The 20833-nt window shown below is 40.1% G+C and carries 22 protein-coding genes; 5 read left to right on the top strand and 17 right to left on the bottom strand.

Annotation, left to right across the window (positions count from 1 at the left end; all coding sequences use genetic code 11):
* Nucleotides 1-444: 444 nt before the first annotated feature.
* Nucleotides 445-1311: an SDR family oxidoreductase gene (locus ACFOZY_RS06580; RefSeq protein ID WP_378153569.1), complete on the top strand. Its 867-nt coding sequence runs from the start codon at nt 445-447 to the stop codon at nt 1309-1311.
* A gap of 52 nt (nt 1312-1363) precedes the next feature.
* Here the strand turns inward: ACFOZY_RS06580 and ACFOZY_RS06575 are convergent, their stop codons facing one another.
* From ACFOZY_RS06575 to phoU, 3 genes are all read right to left on the bottom strand, one after another.
* Nucleotides 1364-2425, bottom strand: coding sequence for an NAD(P)-dependent alcohol dehydrogenase (locus ACFOZY_RS06575; protein WP_378153567.1), 1062 nt, complete (start codon nt 2423-2425; stop codon nt 1364-1366).
* Nucleotides 2422-3009, bottom strand: coding sequence for a hypothetical protein (locus ACFOZY_RS06570; protein WP_378153565.1), 588 nt, complete (start codon nt 3007-3009; stop codon nt 2422-2424). The genes ACFOZY_RS06575 and ACFOZY_RS06570 overlap by 4 nt, the downstream gene beginning before the upstream one ends.
* A 150-nt stretch (nt 3010-3159) precedes the next feature.
* Nucleotides 3160-3816 (bottom strand): phosphate signaling complex protein PhoU, encoded by a 657-nt coding sequence (gene phoU, locus ACFOZY_RS06565; protein WP_378153563.1) that lies wholly within the window; start codon nt 3814-3816, stop codon nt 3160-3162.
* A gap of 365 nt (nt 3817-4181) precedes the next feature.
* Between phoU and ACFOZY_RS06560 the strand changes: the two genes are divergently transcribed.
* Nucleotides 4182-5147 carry a calcium/sodium antiporter gene (locus ACFOZY_RS06560; protein ID WP_378153561.1) on the top strand — a complete coding sequence of 322 codons (966 nt, stop codon included), beginning with the start codon at nt 4182-4184 and terminating at the stop codon, nt 5145-5147.
* Nucleotides 5148-5457: 310 nt separating this feature from the next.
* Here ACFOZY_RS06560 and ACFOZY_RS06555 read toward each other — a convergent pair whose 3' ends face one another.
* The 14 genes from ACFOZY_RS06555 to ACFOZY_RS06490 form a co-directional block, all read right to left on the bottom strand.
* Nucleotides 5458-5730, bottom strand: coding sequence for a hypothetical protein (locus tag ACFOZY_RS06555; RefSeq protein WP_378153559.1), 273 nt, complete (start codon nt 5728-5730; stop codon nt 5458-5460).
* A 457-nt stretch (nt 5731-6187) separates the two neighbouring features.
* The gene (locus ACFOZY_RS06550; protein ID WP_378153557.1) at nt 6188-6922 is read right to left on the bottom strand and encodes an SDR family NAD(P)-dependent oxidoreductase; all 735 of its coding nucleotides are present in this window, start codon (nt 6920-6922) and stop codon (nt 6188-6190) included.
* Between the two features lie 17 nt (nt 6923-6939).
* Nucleotides 6940-7689, bottom strand: coding sequence for an SDR family NAD(P)-dependent oxidoreductase (locus ACFOZY_RS06545; RefSeq protein WP_378153555.1), 750 nt, complete (start codon nt 7687-7689; stop codon nt 6940-6942).
* An 11-nt stretch (nt 7690-7700) separates the two neighbouring features.
* Entirely contained in the window at nt 7701-8969 is a 1269-nt protein-coding gene (locus tag ACFOZY_RS06540) for an MFS transporter (protein WP_378153552.1), read from the bottom strand.
* An 11-nt stretch (nt 8970-8980) separates the two neighbouring features.
* Nucleotides 8981-9799: an SDR family NAD(P)-dependent oxidoreductase gene (locus tag ACFOZY_RS06535; protein WP_378153549.1), complete on the bottom strand. Its 819-nt coding sequence runs from the start codon at nt 9797-9799 to the stop codon at nt 8981-8983.
* 20 nt (nt 9800-9819) lie between these two features.
* Nucleotides 9820-10248 (bottom strand): MarR family winged helix-turn-helix transcriptional regulator, encoded by a 429-nt coding sequence (locus ACFOZY_RS06530; RefSeq protein ID WP_378153546.1) that lies wholly within the window; start codon nt 10246-10248, stop codon nt 9820-9822.
* A gap of 195 nt (nt 10249-10443) precedes the next feature.
* Nucleotides 10444-11298, bottom strand: a complete 855-nt coding sequence (locus ACFOZY_RS06525) for a DUF817 domain-containing protein (protein WP_378153544.1) — start codon at nt 11296-11298, stop codon at nt 10444-10446.
* A 40-nt stretch (nt 11299-11338) separates the two neighbouring features.
* A complete protein-coding gene (locus ACFOZY_RS06520) occupies nt 11339-11551 on the bottom strand; it encodes a helix-turn-helix domain-containing protein (protein WP_378153542.1) in 213 nt (70 codons plus the stop codon).
* A gap of 9 nt (nt 11552-11560) precedes the next feature.
* Nucleotides 11561-12037 carry a DUF2975 domain-containing protein gene (locus ACFOZY_RS06515; protein WP_378153540.1) on the bottom strand — a complete coding sequence of 159 codons (477 nt, stop codon included), beginning with the start codon at nt 12035-12037 and terminating at the stop codon, nt 11561-11563.
* A gap of 198 nt (nt 12038-12235) precedes the next feature.
* Nucleotides 12236-12631 carry an SET domain-containing protein gene (locus tag ACFOZY_RS06510; RefSeq protein WP_378153538.1) on the bottom strand — a complete coding sequence of 132 codons (396 nt, stop codon included), beginning with the start codon at nt 12629-12631 and terminating at the stop codon, nt 12236-12238.
* Nucleotides 12632-12770: 139 nt separating this feature from the next.
* A complete protein-coding gene (gene pruA, locus ACFOZY_RS06505) occupies nt 12771-14402 on the bottom strand; it encodes an L-glutamate gamma-semialdehyde dehydrogenase (protein WP_378153536.1) in 1632 nt (543 codons plus the stop codon).
* A gap of 204 nt (nt 14403-14606) precedes the next feature.
* A complete protein-coding gene (locus tag ACFOZY_RS06500; RefSeq protein ID WP_378153534.1) occupies nt 14607-15173 on the bottom strand; it encodes a DUF4256 domain-containing protein in 567 nt (188 codons plus the stop codon).
* A 110-nt stretch (nt 15174-15283) separates the two neighbouring features.
* Complete coding sequence (locus tag ACFOZY_RS06495) at nt 15284-17551, bottom strand: ATP-binding cassette domain-containing protein (RefSeq protein WP_378153532.1); 2268 nt, start codon at nt 17549-17551, stop codon at nt 15284-15286.
* Between the two features lie 70 nt (nt 17552-17621).
* The gene (locus ACFOZY_RS06490; RefSeq protein WP_378153530.1) at nt 17622-18476 is read right to left on the bottom strand and encodes a hypothetical protein; all 855 of its coding nucleotides are present in this window, start codon (nt 18474-18476) and stop codon (nt 17622-17624) included.
* Nucleotides 18477-18837: 361 nt separating this feature from the next.
* Between ACFOZY_RS06490 and ACFOZY_RS06485 the strand changes: the two genes are divergently transcribed.
* From ACFOZY_RS06485 to ACFOZY_RS06475, 3 genes are all read left to right on the top strand, one after another.
* Entirely contained in the window at nt 18838-19278 is a 441-nt protein-coding gene (locus ACFOZY_RS06485; RefSeq protein WP_378153528.1) for a YtoQ family protein, read from the top strand.
* A 144-nt stretch (nt 19279-19422) separates the two neighbouring features.
* Nucleotides 19423-20139, top strand: coding sequence for a 3-ketoacyl-ACP reductase (locus tag ACFOZY_RS06480; RefSeq protein ID WP_378153526.1), 717 nt, complete (start codon nt 19423-19425; stop codon nt 20137-20139).
* Nucleotides 20140-20479: 340 nt separating this feature from the next.
* Entirely contained in the window at nt 20480-20722 is a 243-nt protein-coding gene (locus tag ACFOZY_RS06475) for a hypothetical protein (RefSeq protein ID WP_378153524.1), read from the top strand.
* Nucleotides 20723-20833: the final 111 nt, after the last annotated feature.

The following is a 20833-nucleotide window of genomic DNA, read 5'->3' as shown; positions in this document are numbered from 1 at the left end:
CTCCAGTAAAACTTGTAATTAAATAGACGTTTTATGATATGTTTCGTTACTTTCATGATTTCAATCGTTTTTTCAAGAAATTAAAAAGCGCTTAGACCCAAATAGGATCTAAGCGCATTATTAGTCAAAATAAAAGAGCAGGGCTCATCTCCTGCTCATAGACGAAAACACCCAGCAATCCGTGCTGTTAGCGGTATTTCCGGGTGTGACTCGAAGTCACTAAGGTTGGCACCTAATTTGTTATTATACACTGATTTGAACAGGATGCAATGGGATAATTAAACAGAGGCTATTGTCTTGCCTCATCAATTGACTTCCCCACTGTATTCGCAATTGTGAGGAGGGGTTGAACATATAAGGACGAAAGCAAATCTGTCCAGTTTAAATACACTCTGTCGTGGTACCCATTTACTAAAGGAACAATTTGAGAAAGGGGACCAAACGATGAATATATATGATGTTCAAAAACAAGGACAACCTGCTCAGGAACAACCGAGACAGCCGGGAATTGAAAAAAACATGAAACCACTGCCTGTCCAGCCACTTGAATATAAAGGTAGTGAGAAGCTAAAAGGGAAAGTTGCGCTGATTACAGGTGGTGACAGCGGCATCGGGCGTGCAGTTGCAATCGCTTATGCAAAAGAAGGCGCTGATGTGGTCGTAAACTATTTTGAAGAACAGAATGATGCGGAAGAAACGAAGGCATTAGTCGAAGCAGAGGGAGTACGTTGCTTGTTATTGCCAGGTGATATAACAAAAGAGGAGACCTGTAAGGGGCTTGTTGATAAAACCGTGGCAGAATTCGGCAAACTTAATATTGCTGTGAATAACGCAGGGATTCAATTCCCGACGGATGATATCCGCAACATTACTTCCGATCAATGGGATCTAACATTTAAAACGAATATATACTCACACTTTTACTTGAGCAAATATGCACTCGACCATTTGGGTCAAGGGGATGCCATCATCAGTACGACGTCTATCAACGCCTATGTCGGAAATGATACTCTCATCGATTATACGGCAACAAAAGGGGCTATTGTCGGCTTTGTCAGAAGCCTTGCAAAGAGTGTCGCTTCACAAGGTATCCGTGTAAATATGGTAGCACCTGGTCCAATCTGGACACCGTTGATCCCTTCAACCTTCGAAGGAGACAAGGTGGAGCAATTCGGCTTATCCACCCCACTGGGACGTCCTGGCCAACCTGCTGATTTGGTAGGAGCATACGTCCTCCTTGCTTCAGATGAAGGTGCCTATATTACGGGACAATGTATCCATGTGAACGGCGGTATGGCAATGTCTTCGTAAATAGAAAATAGAAAAAGCAGAGAAAGAACTTGAACATCTTTCTCTGCTTTTCTTATTGGTTAATGGTAATGACTACTTTCCCTTTGGCATGCCCTTTTTCAAAGTATCGGAACGCTTCCGGAACTTCATCAAACGAATACGTCCGGTCAATCGTAGCTTTTACTTTTCCTGCTTCAAGCAATTCTTTTACATAAAGAAGATCTTGTTTGTTCGCGCGTTGTAAAAAGCCGAGCATTTTTCTGCTTCCCGTCATTGATATGATCGGACCAAGGCTCATCGTTTGGAACATTTGAGTACCGGAACCCCCCACATGAACAAATCTCCCATTTGGTTTCAAGACCCGTTTATATGCTGTAATCGGATGATTGCCGTTGGCGCCTATAATCAGGTCATATTTCTCTGCCTTCTTCGTGAAATCTTCTTGCTTATAATCGATTACGTAGTCTGCACCAATTGACCGTGCAATTTCCACATTATTCGTACTGCATACAGCGGTGACCTCTGCACCAAAAGATTTTGCGATTTGTACCGCGAATGTGCCGACTCCTCCTGATGCCCCATTTATTAAAACCTTTTTTCCCGGTTCTATTTGACCTTTGTCACGCAATGCCTGTAAAGCAGTTACTGCTGCCATCGGTACTGAAGCTGCTTCTTCAAAGGTCATATTGGAGGATTTTAATACTAACGAACTTTCCGGAACCGCCACATACTCTGCGAAAGCTCCCCATCCTGACGCGGACAAATCACCGAACACTTCATCACCAGTCTTAAACAATGTTACATCTTTTCCAACCGCCTCTACCTTTCCCGCAACATCTCCGCCTGGAATAGTATATTTTGGTTTAGTGAGACCAAAGGCGAAGCGAGCTAAGAACGGTTCCCCTTTTAACAGCACTAAATTGCCGTAATTTAAAGATGCTGCATGAACCTTCACTAACACTTCATGGTCTTGTGGTTGTGGGATGTCAACTTCTTTCATGGTGAGTACATCAGGTGTGCCATACTTTTCATAAAAAATGGCTTTCACAAGTTCCCTCCGCTCATTCGGGTTAACCTTCTTTAAAATATGCAAAGATACATATTGTATAGTCAAAGGACGTGCAGTACGTGTCACACTTCTATTCTTCCTTTAGAACTAGTCCTACTTTTTTCCGTTCGTTTAATAAGAATGACAAGTTTATGATACCAGTCACTACATTCCTCGAAAGCATCTATATATTCATCTGTTTCACTTGAAATATAATCCTCTTCCTCAATACAATTGAATTCCTTCACTGGATTTGTCAGATCATCCACTAATACTTTCAAAGTCAGATTTTCAATGTATTCATCCTCTTCGTCCATCTCTTCATCATGTACGGCTGATTTCCCTTCATTAAGGAGAACACTATTTTTAGGAAAGGAATAGACCGATTGATTATTCTCTATTAATGCTACTTCAAGGATTTTATAAAAGGGGATTTCATCATATTCATATTCCTCCTGATCCAATTCTTGAAGAAACAGTATTACCTCTGCCGATTCATCGATCAATAAGGCTTGTGAAAAGTTGATGGAAGAAATCGAATGGTCATGTGGCAAATCAGCCAGCCATTCATTGTGATTCTTTTGGGATACAGCTTTTCTCCGATCAAACACTACTCCAGCTATGAAAAAGAAAAGGATGATGAGGAAAAGTAAAACGATGATTGTTTTCATTGTCCCGCCACCTTGTGCATTTCTATTACACTTTTATTAGTTCATAGTATTCAAGTACTTGGGTTAACATACTACCAACAAAAAAGAAATCTGAAGACCCATGACGGTCTAACAGATTTCTTTGCTTAACAAATAGTATAAGATGATTGGTCAACCCAAATCGTAAATTTGACCTTTTACTAAATACGCCGCACTTTCAGCGATGTTTGTAATATGGTCAGCTGTACGTTCAAGGAATCGATTGATGAACAACAATTGCACTAATTGAGTTGTATCCTCCGGATGAGTACGCAAGAATTCGGTAATGCTCTTATATGTTTCTGCGTAGTAGTTATCCACTTGATCATCCAAGTCCCCCACTTCTTTCGCAAGGGCCATATCCTCTTCGATAAAAGATGTAACGCCCATTTTGAGCATTTTCATGGAGACTTCTTTCATTTGTTCTAACTGTGTAATATTGATTAACGATTCGGTTTTCCCGATTTTTACTGTAGCTTTAGCAATGTTTACAGCAAAGTCAGCAATCCGCTCAATGTCCGACGTAATTTTCAAGGATGCGATGATCCTACGTAAATCCGTAGCGAATGGCTGTTCTTTTGCAATGAGCCACACTGCGTATTGATTAATCTCGTTATCCAAGTTATCAATTACCGAATCCTCATCAATTACTTTTAAAGCCAGTTCGACATCCTGCGTTTTAAAAGCCGTAAATGCTTTTTCAAATGCTGAAATTGACAGTTCGTTCATTTCATTCATTTTGCTTTGTAAATCTTGCAGGTTTTTATCGAAGTTTTTACGAACGTTCATTGTTTCTCATCCTTTCTTAACTCTTTCTGATTCGAAACTTACATATCCATACGTTGGATCCTAAGTTCCAAAAATTGCTCCTTTGTAAAGGATAAATGTAAATTGTAAATAGCAGTCTGTGTTTTTGTAAAAGTTTTATGAATTCACACTTTAATAGAGTTGAATGCTAAATAGTTCTTGCATAAAAACCACGCTTATCTGTTGGCAAGCGGTGTTCAGATATTATTTAGTTAACAGGTCATCTATTGTTATATAAATGTAAACGTAGAGGGGACATCATAGTCACATTGGAAATATATTTGCTTAAACTAAGGCAGGTTAGGTAAAGTCTGTATAAGAAGTTCTAAAAAGAGGATGGTAAATGAATGACGTATTTATTGTTACTAGTTGGATTTGCTTTACTTATAAAAGGAGCAGACTTTTTTGTGGAGGGTGCTTCTAATATCGCTCGAACATTAAAGGTCTCGCCTTTACTCATTGGACTTACTATTGTTGCCTTTGGGACAAGTGCCCCTGAAGCAACGGTAAGTATACTTGCAGCATTAGAAGGAAATTCGGATGTTTCCGTTGGGAACGTGGTAGGGAGTAACATATTTAACATCACCGTTATTGTCGGTGTGACAGCAATAATCAGCCCATTATTAGTGGATGACTCGATCGTACGCAAAGAAATTCCTTTTACCATGTTAGGTAGTATTGTACTGTTCGTCTTAGCGAGTGATCTTACGCTTAATGGTTCAACCGACAACTTTCTTACCCGCAGCGATGGGCTTGTGTTCTTAGCAATCTTCAGTGTTTTTATGTATTACATCTTTGAAGTCGCCAGACATAATCGAACACTGGCTACTGCTGAACCGGAAGACACTCATACTTCATCTAAGCCCAGTTGGGGAAAATATATCCTATTCACCCTCGGCGGTCTTGCTGCCATTATCTTTGGTGGAGATTTAGTTGTAACTAATGCAGTGGAAATCGCCTATTCGTTTGGAATGAGCGAAACCCTTGTTGGTTTAACGATTGTCGCAGTCGGAACTTCTCTGCCGGAGCTCGTAACTTCCATCACAGCCGCACGAAAGAAAGAAAGTGAAATTGCCTTAGGTAACTTAGTCGGCAGCAATATTTTTAATATCTTCTTTGTACTCGGAACATCAGCGGTGATTGCTCCGCTTCCTGTGGATGGCAATATCTTCACGGACCTGTATATTTTAATTGCCGTAACCGCTGTCTTATTTATTTTTGCATGGTCTAAATACAAAATCTCGAGAATCGAGGGTAGCCTTCTCACAGTTGCTTACCTTGTCTATTTTGTATACATCATCATGAGAGGTTGAAGAACGTTAGAACTACGACTATTCGACATTTTTGGTTTTGTCTTTCTGTTTTATCTTTCATATGAGGAAGGTTTATTACATTTAGCCTTAAACAGAATCAGACTGATTCAATAGTTTCATTAACAGGTTCCGTTCCCTATCGCAAAACACTGATTTTGCATATGAATTTGCTGTAATAACAATTAAACCGCATTTTGCGGTTTTTTCTTTTGCAAAAAAAGCTCAGTTCACAGAAGAACGAAGCTGATTTTTAATCTTTCTTGTTTAATTTTTTCTAATAAGGCATACAGGAACTGATATGTAATACCAATTATTTAAAATCTTCTTTAGAAATTGCTATTGAAGGGTAATGCCCAATTTGAGTTAAATCCACATCAAAAGGGACACTATAAACCATATAGTAGCTGTCATCATTGACTACAGAAATTAGTTCCTCGATACGACTTCTAGCTTTGTTAGAATCTGTAGTTGCATAAACTACAGCGACAACACCCACCCCCTCTTCCATCCATCCTTTTAAAATTAGTTTCAATGGATTACTGTCTTTCAAAACGGTCTCTATCATATTCATATATTCGTTCATTTAAAGCCTTCCACCTTTCTAGATAATAAACAGAACGCCCCTTATCCCATCAGATTTATTTTATAGTAGAAATACCTGACCTTTCATGCATTAGCTCTTTACTGTTAATTCCTCCTCACACTAAACAGCCGCTTAAGTTCAATAACTACACTTTAATTTTACCATCGTTATCCACATAAAGTGATCGAATATTTTAACAACTAAAATTAATTTAGCCCCGCTAAAAGCGGAGCTAAATATGTTGTTATTCGATTGTCTAAAAAAGCCCGAAAACCTATGAGTTTTATTGAGTAATTTGAAAAAAAGTGATTCAAAACGGAACGGGTTAATGGTTCCATGTACTTTTTCATATTTATTTAATTTCTTTTGTTTAACTATCTTCTACATTTTTTCATTGATTGTGAGAACATTAAAATTTCCTTTTTACTCTTCACAACGGTTTATAGTTTTAGAATGCTTATTGCGCAGAGAAACCGCCGTCAATTACTAATTCTGCGCCCGTGACATAAGAAGAATCGTCAGAAGCGAAGAAAAGAACTGCTTTCGCAATGTCATCTGGTTGCCCTAAGCGTTGGAGTGGAGTAGCTTGAACTAATTGGTTCAACAATTCTTTGTATTGAGTCAAAGCTGCTGTCATCGGTGTTTCGATAATTCCAGGGAATACCGCATTCACTCGCACCCCGCTACGTCCGAATTGGGTAGCTGCTGCTTTCGAGAATGCACGAACGGCTCCTTTGGATGCGGAATAGTGATTGAATCCTTGTCCGATTTGAGCTGTATAGGAAGAAATGTTGACGATGGAACCGGCTTTTTGTTCAGCCATGATCGGAGCAACGTGTTTAATGCCTGCGAACGCGCCAAATCCGTTGATGGCCATCATTTTGTTCCAGTCATCGAGAGTGATGTCTTGGTAGCCTTTTTCGGAAGAGATTCCTGCGTTGTTAACAAGGACGTCAATCCGGCCGAATTTTTCTTTTACTTCTTTCGCAAAGTCAGCCCATGCTTGATCGTCAGCAACGTTCAGTTTCATGCCATGTACTTTCTGTTTCTGGCTCGCTTTTTCCAATGCCGCTTCATTGATATCGGCTGCGATGACTGTTGCACCTTCAGACACAAACAAATCTACTATCTTTTCCCCAATACCGGAAGCTCCACCAGTTACAATCGCTACTTTGTTATCTAACCGTCCCATTTCATTTCACTCCTGATTTAATAAATTTTAATCGATCCGCCATCCACCATAATCGTTTGGCCGGTAATATAATCCGAATCTTCACTTGCCAAGAACACTGCCGTACGGCCGATATCTTCTTCAGGTTCCCCTAAACGGCGGAGCGGGATTCCTTGGATCATACGTTCATACAATTCTGGCGAACTTTGACTCCATGCTTCCACACCCGGTGTTCGGGCAATCGGTGCGATGAGGTTGACGTTGATGCCGTCCGGGCCCCATTCGTTCGCTGCCACCCGTGTAATCCCACGGATCGCTTCTTTCGCGGCTGCATAGGAAGTTTGCGTAGGCTGACCGTTAATTCCTGCCCCAGAAGCAAAGTTAATAACTTTCCCTTTTGTCTTCTTCAGTTCCGGATAAGCAAGTTGCATGAAGTTAAATGTCGGATAGAAACCTGTATTAAACGATAGATCGAACATTTCCTGTGTTGTTTCCACTAAGAGCGCCTGTCTGGAAGCATGTGCATTGTTGACGACAATATCAAGCTTTCCGAATTTGGAAACGACCGCCTGGATGATCTCTTCGATGGATTCTCGCTTCGAAATATCACGGATGAACAATAGACCTTCCGTATGTGCATTGACTTCTTCCAACGTTTTTTTCCCGTTTTCTTCGTTAATATCAACGATGGTGACATGTGCGCCTTCCTTGGCCATTGCCAAAGCGATGCCACGGCCGATTCCACCAGCAGCTCCTGTTACGATTGCTACTTTATCTTTTAACCGCATATTCTCTCACCTCATTTAGATTGTTGTTGCCATTTTCCACTCTTAACCAATTTTTCTTTATTTGCAAATGCAAGCAAGACGAAAAAGATGTTAAGTACTAATAAGACTAAAATGGTAATCATCGCTGGGATGTAGCTTCCCAAGAAGTCAAATACATATCCATAAGCCGGCAAGGCGATGATGGATGCTACCGCAAGTCCAAGCGATGCGGTTGAAAAGATTTGACTGTACTCCAAACTCCCAAAAAGAGCGGATGTCATGGCAGGACCTACTGTTCCGATAGACGTGGAAACAAATCCGAACAGGATTAACCCTGTAATGATCATAGCGGTACTTGAAGCGAAGAGCAGCAATAGGCTCACGCCGATAAAACCGATAATCATGGCAATAACCGCAGTCATCTTGGCTCCGCTCCGGTCAGTTAAATAACCGAATGTGAGGGACCCTACGAAAACGCCTACACTTAGTGCCGCCATGGCATTCCCCGCAAATTTCACATCGTACCCTAAATTCACTAAATATGTTGGAATGTGAATGGCGAAACTCGCCACAGAAGTTACGATAAAGAGGAATAGAGCCAATAAAATAAACGCTGCAGACTTACTTGCATCTTTAAAAGCAATCCCTTGCATTAAATCCATACCGTGTTTTTCATCAGATTGGGCAGCATCAATTCCATAAGGCGCCAAGCCTTTATCTTTCGGATTGTTTCGAATCAAGAAAAGGATGGTCGGAATCACAATAATTATTACTGCTACTCCTAATATGGTGTAGGAATGTCTCCAGCCAAGATTGGCGATTAAGTTTCCAGCCACTGGCTGAGCCAATACTCCTAAAAGGCCACCGACTGCTGTCATAATTCCAAGAGCCATTCCATTACGCTTTTTAAACCAGCGTTCAACCATGACCGGTCCAGCTAATACGGTAATAAATACGCCACCGACAGCCAACGGGATCGCTAATACATACCAACCCCACACAGAATTCATGAATCCGAATAAGGCATATGCACCTGCCTGTAACAGGATTGCCACGATCAACACAATACGAGCATCGTATTTCCCTAAAATCCTTCCTCCGATCGGAAGGAATATCATCGTGATGATGGCAGAAATACTTAAGTAAAGTGTAAGATTACCCACTCCGACACCAAGATCGTGTGCCACTGGAGATATGAATAATCCGGCAGTGTTATTCAATCCGGCCTTTCCTAAACCGACGGTGATACAAAGTCCTATTAATACCAACCATGCAAAATGCAGTTTCTTTTTCGTCGTCATGCCAGTTCCTCTCATTCCTTCGTATTAGAACGGGCTTGACTCATAAAGCTTTGGAAATCAGCAATGGACGGATTGGCGATGTAGTGTCCACCTTCGACTTTAATTGTTTGGCCAGTAATATATTTAGATTCGTCAGATGCTAAGAACAAGACGGTATAAGCAATATCATCCGGTTCTCCATTATAAGGAAGTGCATTGTATTTTTTGAAGATTTCCAGCACTTGCGGCGGAAGGTTCTTCTCGGCTGCAGGTGTCAAGATCAAACCTGGAGCAACTGCATTACAACGGATCCGATCCTTTCCGTATTGAGTAGCGATATAGCCGGTAAGGCTCACAACTCCGGCTTTCGAAGCCCCATATGCCGAGCGGATTGCATCTGATGCAAATCCTGCCATCGAAGTCGTATTGATAATTGAACCGCCGCCAGTTTTTTGCATATGCGGAATCGCATAGCGGCTTCCCAATAATACGCTCTTTAAGTTAACGTTCATCAACCGATCCCATTCATCCAAATCCATGTTGACGACATCCAAGTCCTTTTGAAGATTCGTTAACCCGACGTTATTGTATAGAATGTCGATTTTGGAATAGGTGGAAACTGTAAACTCCACTGCTTCTTCAATCGATTCGGCTTTCCCGGCGTCCAAGAAGATAGCAGCGGCTTCTCCGCCTGCCTCTTTAATCTCTTTGACTGCCTGTTCTGCGCCTTCAAGGTTGAAATCACCGATGACCACTTTTGCGTCTTCCTTGGCCAACAACTTAGCGGTTGCCAAGCCAATTCCTGATGCTCCTCCAGTTATTAGAGCAACTTTACCTGATACTCGACCCATTTTTTCCCACTCCTTATGAGTTATTTCTTGGAGAGAAGATGATTGAGCAATTTTTTCTGAATCACCAATAATTGATTTATTTCTTCATCAGACAATACAGAGTATAGATCTGCACGCAATTCATGGCCTGCTTTTTGTGCAATCTTCAAGATGTCAATTCCAGCCTCCGTGATCGATATCCGGGCAATTCGGCGATCTGCCTTGTCATACTGTCGCACAGCATACCCTTCGTTAATCAGCTTTGTGGAAATTCCAGTAAGCGCTCCAGGCGTATAATTCAATTTCCTGGCCAGTTCAGAAGGCTTTTGCGGTCCCTTCTCTTTCAGTTCATTTAAAACTAAACAATGAGACACACTTAGGTTTCCCGAAAACAAATTCATAAACCGGATAATGGATTCATTGTTCAATATTTCTGCTTGTCTAATTAACTCAAATACGGACTCTTTCATTCCACTTCTCCCTCTCTCGTTTATTTTAGCACTAAATAGTTTAGTATTAAAATACTTTTTTAACTGCTCTTCCTATATATGGAGGAGTGCGTTAGATAAATTATAGTATAGACGTCCAATTCCTCAAAAATAGCTAAATAGGGGATGAATATTAGAAATTGAGAGCCCATTCAACGAATCGCTCTCAATCTCAATTTACTGCTCTATATTACCGCTTTTCTTTCTTGAATTAAAAATAGCCATCTCGTTCCCCTTCGCCCGCTTCAATGTCGCAACGATTAAAAAACTTACAATCACTAACAAAAGCCAGGAACTGACCTTTCCTAAATGCACGAGGCTCCATGCATCGGTTTGGTTTGGATATTCCCAAGCTCCAAAGAAAGTGGCGATGTTCTCTGCAATCCATATAAAGAAGCCGATAAGTACAAATGCCAGTGCGAGTGGCATCCGGTAACGGAACCCATTTACTTCATATGTAACCCATGCCTGCCAAAAGACGATCATGACAAGTCCCGCTAACCACCACCGGACATCAATCCAGTAATGATGGGTGAAAAAGTTTAAATAGATTGCCGCTGCAAGAGGTACAACTAACCAAAACGGGGGCCACTTAATGAGTTGGACTTTCAGTCTCCTCCATGCCTGGCATAGATAACTGGCAACACTCGCATACATGAAACCGCTATACAAAGGAACTCCAAAAACTTTGAAATACCCTTCTTCCGGATATGACCACGATCCCATATGGACTTTAAATATTTCAAGAGCGAGACCTATTACATGAAATAATGTAATCACCTTTAGTTCATCCCGTGTCTCAAGTCCAGATCGCACCATCCACCACTGCATTACAAGACAAATGATCAGCAGCCAATCATACCTGGGCAGCAAAGGGAGTGGAATGATTTGTGTAAGGGCCAATGAAGTGAAAATCACGACAGGGAACAAACAGGATAATGCTTGCTCCCACCCAAAACGAACAAGCTGTTTAAACGCGTTTTCAACTCGATTGGAACTTACCGAGGAATCATTTTGTAAAGTTGAATTCATGAGATACTCTCCTTTTAAAGGGACTCCTGAAAATTTTGTACTAGTCATCTTCACTTCGGTATTCAAGTAAGTCACCAGGCTGGCAATCCAATGCCTTACATATCGCTTCTAACGTTGATAATCGAATCGCCTTTGCCTTCCCATTTTTCAATATCGAAAGATTGGCCATCGTTATGCCAACCCTCTCCGAAAGTTCCGTCACACTCATTTTCCTTTTCGCTAACATCACATCAATATTTATAATAATCGCCATGTTTTCACCTCAGACCGTTAAATCATTTTCAGATTTTATATGAATGGCTTCCTGTAGAAGTTTTTGGAGAACAGCAGCAAACACTGCGATCACCAGTGGAGCAAAGATCAGGAGCATTCCTATTACACCGAGACCTGGAGCGTCGTCCAACTCTGCGACCATAAAGATGAAAGGCAAACCAATTACATACAAACCAACAATGGTGACTGCACAGTATTTAATATTTTTTAGTGCCTTCACTGATCTTTCCGAGAATGCTATGTTCTGATCGATATAACTGAGAAGCTTGAAAGCTTGAACTAAAGCTGCGATATACGGGACCGTTGAGATAAAAATCACGATTACAATCGGATACAGTATATGGCCATAGTCCGGATTTGCAGGATTTTTAATTAAATACGGCAAGCCCACCCCATATAAAATGAGTGCTGGAATCCCGAGTAGAAAAACTGCTAACTTTAAAAATGTTGTTGAACCAAGTTTCATTAAAAGCACCTCACTATTGATATTAATCATAATTTTAAACCATTATTTATCGAGTTACAATAAATAATAATTGTATTGCATTATATTATTATTGATAATTAATTATACTCATTAGTTATAACGCGTTAATCAACAAAAGGTTCAATAAAAAAAGCGTTAATCCATTTGTGTGGGATTAACGCCAGAACCAGTTGTATTTTATTCTTCTTTGCCTTCTTTGTCCTGATCAAACCAGAGTAATTCTTGATCTTCTTCGTCGCCATTATAGTTGATCAAGATTTCTTCTCCTGCTTTTATGTCCGTATACGCGTAAAAGTCAAAAGTATGATTGTCAAAATTTATATCATAAGTGGCATTCGGTTGATAGGAATGGTTAAATAACATCCCATAACCTAACACAAACGCAGTATGGTTAATTCCATATTCAAAAGCGTAATCTGCAAGCAATGTCTTCTCGATATGCTCATGCTGTTCGTTCGGGTATGCAATCACCGGTGCCTCATGCAACAGTTCACCTTTTTTGATGTCACGTGTGGCAAATACCCCTCGATTGAATTCTCCATCGCTAAGGGAAGATGTTTTAATTTCGATCATGTAGTTCTCCTATTCACTGTGAAAATTTTCTTACTAACTGTAACATGAATTACCTTCCCTCACAATTAACAGTAGAAAGGAAGTGGACACTTATATAAAAAGGGTTGAAACGATTCGTTTCAACCCTTTTCATTAGTTATTATTCTTCATCCATAAATGGATATGCAACATCAGTTGTTGGTGCAAAGTTTTCCTTGATGACACGAGGAGTTGTCCAACGAATTGCGTTGAAGACAGAACCTGCTTTGTCATTTGTACCTGATCCACGTGAACCGCCGAATGGCTGTTGGTTGATCATCGCACCAGTTGGCTTGTCATTGATATAGAAGTTACCAGCCGCACCGGACAAACGGTTTTCCAAGTATTGGATCGCTTGACGGTCTTGTGCGAAGATGGAACCTGTCAATGCATACATAGAAGCTGTATCAACAGCTGTCAAAGTTTCTTCCAATTGATCATTTTCATATACATAGATCGTCAAGACCGGTCCGAAGATTTCTTCTTTCATCGTCTTGAAGTTTGGATTTGTTGTCACAATAATTGTCGGTTGAATGAAATAACCGACTGAATCATCATACGTACCACCTGTGATGATTTCAGCTTCATCCGATTCCTTCGCATATTCGATATAGCTTGTGATGGAATCGAATGCCGGCTTATCAATTACAGCACCCATGAAGTTACGGAAGTCACGGACATCCCCAACTTTCAGTTTTGCAGTTTCTTCGATTAATCCAGCTTTTACATCTTCCCACATGCTTGCAGGGATGTAAGCACGGGAAGCCGCTGAACATTTTTGACCTTGGTATTCGAATGCCCCACGAGCAAGACTCGCTACTACTTTATCGGCTTGTGCAGTTTCGTGAGCAAATACAAAGTCTTTACCGCCTGTTTCCCCAACTAAACGTGGATAAGAAATGTAGTTATTAATATTTTCCCCTACTGTTTTCCAAATCGTGTTGAACGTGTTGGTAGAACCAGTGAAGTGGAATCCAGACATACGACGGTCAGTTAACACGACTTCAGATACTTGAGAACCACGAGATGGCACAAAGTTGATAACACCTTTTGGTAATCCCGCTTCTTCCAAAATACGCATGAAGTAGTAGTTTGCTAACATAGAAGTTGTCGCAGGCTTCCAAACAACTACGTTCCCCATCATCGCTGGAGCTGCTGGTAAGTTACCGCCAATAGCTGTGAAGTTAAATGGAGAGATTGCTAATACGAAACCATCTAATGGACGGTAGTCCGTACGGTTCCAAATATTCTTCATGCTTTCTGGTTGAATTTGATATACCTGATTTGCATAATCTACGCCGAAACGTAGGAAGTCGATTAGTTCTTGTGCAGAATCAATTTCAGCTTGAATAGCTGTTTTGGATTGTCCAAGCATCGTTGCAGCATTCATGACATCGCGGTAAGGACCGGAAATCAAATCAGCAGCTTTTAAGAAAATCGATGCACGGTGTTCCCAAGGCATATTTGCCCATGCTTCTTTCGCAGCCATTGCCGCTTCAACTGCATCACGCAATTCCTTTTCACCAGCTTGTGAATAGTTTGCTAATACATGTTGATGATCATGTGGCATAACCACTTGCTTGACTGTATCTGTCTTAATATCTTCACCGTTGATAATTACAGGAATATCAACGACCACATTCGATTGACGTTCTAATTCCGCCTTTAGCGTTTCCCGTTCTTTTGTACCAGGTGCATACGTGTTGCCCGGTTCGTTTGTAGGTGTAGGGATCTTGAAAATACCGTTACTCAATTTCCTTCACATTCCTTTCTATTAAAAAGACTCTGTCTTTTGGACAGTATGACTCATACTTATCTAGTATAACATTTTTCTACTATGTTTGCCCTTGATAACGACTACAAATGATTTCCATAAAAATTCATTCACAATGAAAAACAGAGAGCGTTTGATGTCCCGCTCTCTGCTTCTTTATAGTTATAACATCTACTCTTTGATTTAAACCGTTAGTACCCCACGGAAACCTCTTGCACCATAATAGGAATCCGCTCCATTATGGTACACGAATACCGTGTCATAGCGGCGATCACAGAATAGGGCACCACCTAATTTTCGAATTCGTTCAGGTGTTTGGATCCAACTCGATGTTTTTAAATCGAAATTACCGAGTTCCTGCAGTTTACGGTATTCCTCTTCTGTTAAAATCTCAATCCCCATGTAAGTAGCCATATCCATCGCGCTGTTTTCGGGTTTGTGTTTCTTCCTTGCCTCCAACGCCTCACGGTCGTAACAAATGCTTCTGCGTCCTTTCGGGCTTTCCGCTGAACAATCAAAGAAAACATATTCCTTAGTTTCTTGATCGTAGGTTACAACGTCCGGCTCGCCGCCAGTTGCTTCCATCTCGTTTAGCGACCATAATTTTTCAGGATTAGCTTCTAACTTGGCTTGGAGTTCGGCCCAGTGGAGTCCTTCATGACGATTCATGTTGTTCTCGAAACGGTCTTTCAAAATTTCAAACAATTCTTTCTGTTGTTCCGGCGATAAATTTCGTTGATCATTTTTCATACTAAAACCTCTTCATAGTTTTTATATAGGATAACAAATGACATTCTAAATGACACTGTCCTGGTTTAACTTATGATTATTTGTTTTCACACAAGTAACAGCTATCTTTTCTATCTTACTCCTTCGTTTAACCATTTCGCAGTCACAGTTTCTGCGTTTAGCATTTCTTCCGGAGTGCCTTCGAAAAGTATTTGCCCACCTTGTTTTCCGCCCCCCGGACCCATTTCAATAATCCAGTCGCTCGCCGCTATAAAGTCTAAATTATGCTCGACTATGATGACAGAGTTGCCCTTGTTTACCAGAGTTTGAAATACATTTAGAAGTTTTTCATCATCTTCGGCGTGTAATCCTAAGGAAGGTTCGTCTAACAGATAGATTTGACCTTTCTTTTGTAATTGGCTCGCGAGTTTTAGACGTTGGATTTCTCCACCACTCAAGGAACTTGTCGTCTGCCCCAAGGTCAAATATCCTAAACCTACATCTTTAAGTGTGTTCACTCTATTTAAGATCTTTTGTTGTTTTAAATAATCAGCAGCTTCGTCTATTGTTAATTCTAATATTTCAATGATATTTTTACCCTCATATCGATAGCTCAATGCTTCGTCGGAATATCTCGTACCGCCACATGCTTCACAAGGGATTGTTACTGGATCTGCAAATGCAACTTCAGGAGTGATCACTCCTTTTCCTTTACAGACAGGACATGCTCCTAAGGAGTTGAAACTGAATAATCCTGCCGGTTGTCCCGTTGCTTTAGAAAAGGTTGCGCGAATGTCATCCATTATTCCCATATATGTAGCCATGGTCGAGCGGCTTGAGATTCCGATGCCACCTTGTCCTACTGTAATGGAATCCGGGTATCTTTCCTTGAATGCTTCCAGTATTAATGAGCTTTTACCTGAACCCGATACTCCGCATACAGAGACTAAGACATCTTTAGGAATATCTACATTCACATTTTTCAGGTTATTATTCCTTGCACCTCTCATTGAAAAATAACTTTTACGTCCCTTTGGACTTTTGTTAATTTGTATTTTTTGCTTTAAGGCTTTTGCAGTTGGCGTGTTTGTTAATCCTTCTAATTTTCCTTGATAGACAACTTTCCCTCCATTAACACCTGCTCCAGGACCCATCTCTATTATTTCATCAGCTACTTTGATAACGGATAGATTATGTTCGATTACGATGACGGTATTATGTTGATCTTTGATCCTTTTTAGCATCTGAATTAACAGTTTCACTTCTTCTTGATGAAGTCCCGCACTTGGTTCATCGAATATGTAGGTGATATTGTTTAAACTGCTCCCTAAATGACGGGCAATTTTCACCCTCTGAGCTTCCCCGCCTGAAAGGGTACCCATCTTTCTTGAGAGACTCAAATACCCTAACCCCATGTCCACTAATTGTTGAACATATGGGATTGCTTGTTTTGCGATCGATTCTCCCATAGGTTCTTTTATGTTTTTTAGTTCTTTTAGGATTTCCGGAAGCTCTAATTGATCATATTCTGCGATATTCAAGCCATTTATACGGCACTCTAACACCTGCGGGTTAAGGCCCGAACCTTGGCATGTTGGACATAGCGAATGAGTTGATACTGCTATTACATCCTCTTGGGATACTTGCTTTAGTTTTGAGATATCTCTATTTATGTAGACGCGTGTAAATCTGGGCAATAAACCATCCCACTCTGCATTGTGGGGACCATTTTTGGTGTGGAACGGTGCATACGCTCTTTCACCTTCCCTCGGACCATATAATAACAGGCGGAGCTTTTCTTCTGGATAGTCCTTTAAGGGTAGATCCGGATCGAATAATCCGCATGTCATCATCCAATTCCCTTGCCAACCTGATGGAGATAGCGGCTTAAATTGAACAGCATACTCTCGAAGTGACTTATCGAAATCGACCAGCTTATTTACATCTGGTGCAATTACCTCTCCAAACCCACCACATTCAGGGCATCTGCCAAAGCTGCTTTGGATTGAAAAATCAGTGGCAGAACCGATTGGTGGTTGTCCGATTCTCGAAAACAACAGTCGAATTAATGGATCTATGTCCATATAGGTGCCTACCGTAGAACGAGAGTTACCTCCTATCGGTCTTTGCTCCACCACGATGACGGGACTTAAGTTTTGCATAAGATCGGCATGAGGTCTTTCGTACCTTGGCATTTGATTTCTCACATAGAGAGGATAGTTCAACGTCATTTGTCTTCTGCTCTCAGTAGCTAACGTATCAAAAACAACTGAGCTCTTTCCTGAGCCTGAAAGACCAGTAAATAAGATGATTTTTTCTTTAGGTATGTTTAAATCTATATTTTTTAGATTATTTTCTGTGAGTCCTCTTAAGATGATTTCATCTTTTCTTTCTGACATTTTTCTATCCTTTCTATACATGAATGCATTTTTATATTTTTTTAAATTTGTTCCAATGTATACAACTGATCTATTTACGCATTAATGCGCCGTTAGGCTTTGGTAACTCCTGATCTGTTATGTGATTCATTTTACAAAAATGATCGTAAAATTGTTGTACCTGCTTCCGTTCCTCCGAGTCATTTTTCAACGAAATGATATCCTGCAAAATTTGAGCCATCCATGAATTATCAAAGTATCGGTGCTTTCCAGTATTCCATGTCATTTTGTCGGGGAACTTTTCGTTGACGTAATAATTCCAGAAAAACATCTGAGCAGATTCTTCTTCTGAAAGTTGAAGTCTATAGACTGAATGAGCAGGAATATTTCCATCTTCACAATGCTTACCGATAAATTCTTCCTCCACCATATAGACACCTAAAATCCGTCTATCTTCTTCAGACTTGTTAGAGTCTACCCCCGTTAACAGAACAGCACTATTTTGGTGCAAACGGCTTGGTTTGTTTGGCTGCCCTTTATTAGTCCCGCTTTTTATAATCCCTGAAAAAACCTTCCACTCTGAAAAAGCACTATCCCGTTCTTCTGTATCACACCAAAAAACCATTTGAGATTGTGGATGAAGCTTGTGATTTTTCATCAGTTTTTCATGTTCCAAGCGAAGTTCGTGTTTTTTACGATGTAGTTCTTTTTCCTCTTCTTTCTTTAATTCTTCCTCTTTCCTTTCGTTTTCCCTTTCTTGTATAACTTTTTCAAGTGAATGAGCAACACTTTTGTCATGCAGTTCGAGATGCTTGGCAAATACATCAGGGAAAACAAACTTCTTAATTTCCGTTGCAAAATGTATCTCGATTATTGAGTCATTATGTTCAACTATGCTCCCTGTACCAAAACGCTTGTGTGTAACTTTCTTATCAATCAAATTCATTTTTACATTCCTCCTATGTAGAATAAAAATTCGTTTACTATTCAGCATCGTATTAAGCTCATACAACTGTTTTTTCCTCGCTTTAAAAAAGAATATAAAAAAACGTATTCAACATTCTATCTGCAGAAAAAATATACAGCAGACTTTGGAATACGATTCAAAAAACAATTGTAAGACAATTGTAACATTTTTTCGAAAATATCACAAATTTCATGTTGACAACCCATTTTACACTATTGTATTATTTATAGTTTTAGTTTCAAAAATTAAAATAAAATAAGGCTACAAAGCGCTTCTTTTTAAACTTTTTGGAAAGTTAGATAAGATAGAGGTTAAATCAAATAGTATTGGAGGAATCAGTTTGGAACTTGTCGTTTATTTAGCTGGTCAGATTCACGATGATTGGAGAGATGAAGTTGCACAAAAAGCAAAGGCAAAAAATCTTCCACTCGTATTTGTAGGCCCACAAACAAACCATGATCGTTCAGACAATATCGGAGAAGAAATATTAGGAAAGCAGCCATCTAACTTTTATAAAGATGCTGCAGCTTCGGATATCAATAATCTCAGAACCCAAGTATTAATGCAGAAAGCGGATATCGTCATCGCCTTATTTGGAGAAAAATATAAGCAATGGAATACAGCCATGGACGCCAGCACTGCCATCGCGATGAACAAGCCGACGATACTCATTAGACCTGAATCATTGATTCACCCATTAAAAGAGCTTTCAAACAAAGCGAATGTAACAGTAGAAACGATTGATCAAGCGATCGATGTTGTTAGTTATATTTTTGATTGATTGAAACCAAACGAGTTCCAATCCCTACGAATGGACCTAATTCTACACGGTATTTTTTAACTCCCCTATCCCAAGTGTTATTTTGTTTAATAATCTATTATTTCGTCTAAAGTAGGTATTGTCGTTATAAAAGGAGGAAAAACAATGCAAACCATTATAGGGAAAGTAGCTATTATTACTGGAGCAGGACGAGGGATTGGACGAGCAACAGCCATTGCTTTTGCACAAGAAGGTATTCGTGTAGGCCTTGTTGGCCGTACACTAAATAATTTACAAAAAGTCGCAGAAGAACTTAAACAGTATGATGTAAAAGTGGCTGTCGCTGCGGCAGATGTAGCAGATTTGAATTCTATTACCGAAGCGATCGAATCCATACGCAGCGAGCTTGGTCCAATCGATATTTTAGTCAACAATGCCGGCATTTCAAAATTCGGTGGCTTCTTAGACTTAACGCCAGAAGAATGGACCAAGATCATCGATGTCAACGTTAAGGGTGTGTATTACGCTACACGAGCAGTACTACCAGAAATGATCGAACGAAACACAGGCGATATCATTAATATTTCATCCACAGCCGGCCAAAAAGGTGCACCCCTCACGAGTGCATACTCAGCTTCCAAAGCTGCAGTTATCGGGCTAAGTGAATCATTAATGCTCGAAGTCCGCAAGAAAGATATCCGCGTTGTTACATTAACGCCAAGTACAGTAGCGACCGATATGGCTGTTGAACTGAACTTAACTGATGGCAATCCTGAAAAAGTGATGCAACCTGAAGACTTAGCAGAGCTAATCGTTGCTCAGTTAAAACTACATCCTCGTGTTGTATTGAAACATGCTGGACTTTGGTCGACGAACCCTTAATCTGATTTTCAAACCATCAGACCACTATTTATAGCAGACAAAAACGAATTCCTCTAAACGGAATTCGTTTTTTATTTCTCAGGATCTCCATCATGAATTCCCCATCAATCAATTTATTCCTCTCGGCTCGAATGGCTTCAAATTAGCCAGTCCCACTCATTCTCCATTTTCAAACAGATAACCACCTCTTAGGTCGCATGTAATTTATAGTAAATTAGTTTTGTTTTTGTATATAAAAGATGATTTTACAATTGCACAATAATCTATTAATAGTCTATTAACATTTAAATACTAAGGTGATTAAGGAAACATATTTTTTAACCTTAGGAGGTTTAATGTTATGAACAAAAGGAAGGTTATTATTCCAGTATTAAGTGCAGCAATTCTCTTTCCATCTGCGGTGAATGTATTTGCTGATCCGTATAAACAAGTGGAAAACGTAAAATCTGTTGAATTTGTTAGTATGCCTGTACCTGCTACTGCTGAAGAAAAATCCACGATGTACAGTGATGCCCAAGCAACGGTGACATTAAAAGACGGGTCTAAAAAAACAATTGATTTAGATTATAGCCCGTTAACTTAGCCTGGTAATGTCATTAACGGTAAGATTGTAGGGGCAGCAGTCGATGCTAATGGCAATCTCATAACTAATGCAAATGGAGAGCCTATTGTTTCTACTGCACCGGATGCAAAT

The organism is Chungangia koreensis, assembly GCF_042651785.1.
Classification (GTDB): domain Bacteria; phylum Bacillota; class Bacilli; order Bacillales_A; family Planococcaceae; genus Chungangia; species Chungangia koreensis.
Note: the sequence above shows the minus strand (reverse complement) of the source record. Positions and strands in the feature narration are given on the sequence as shown.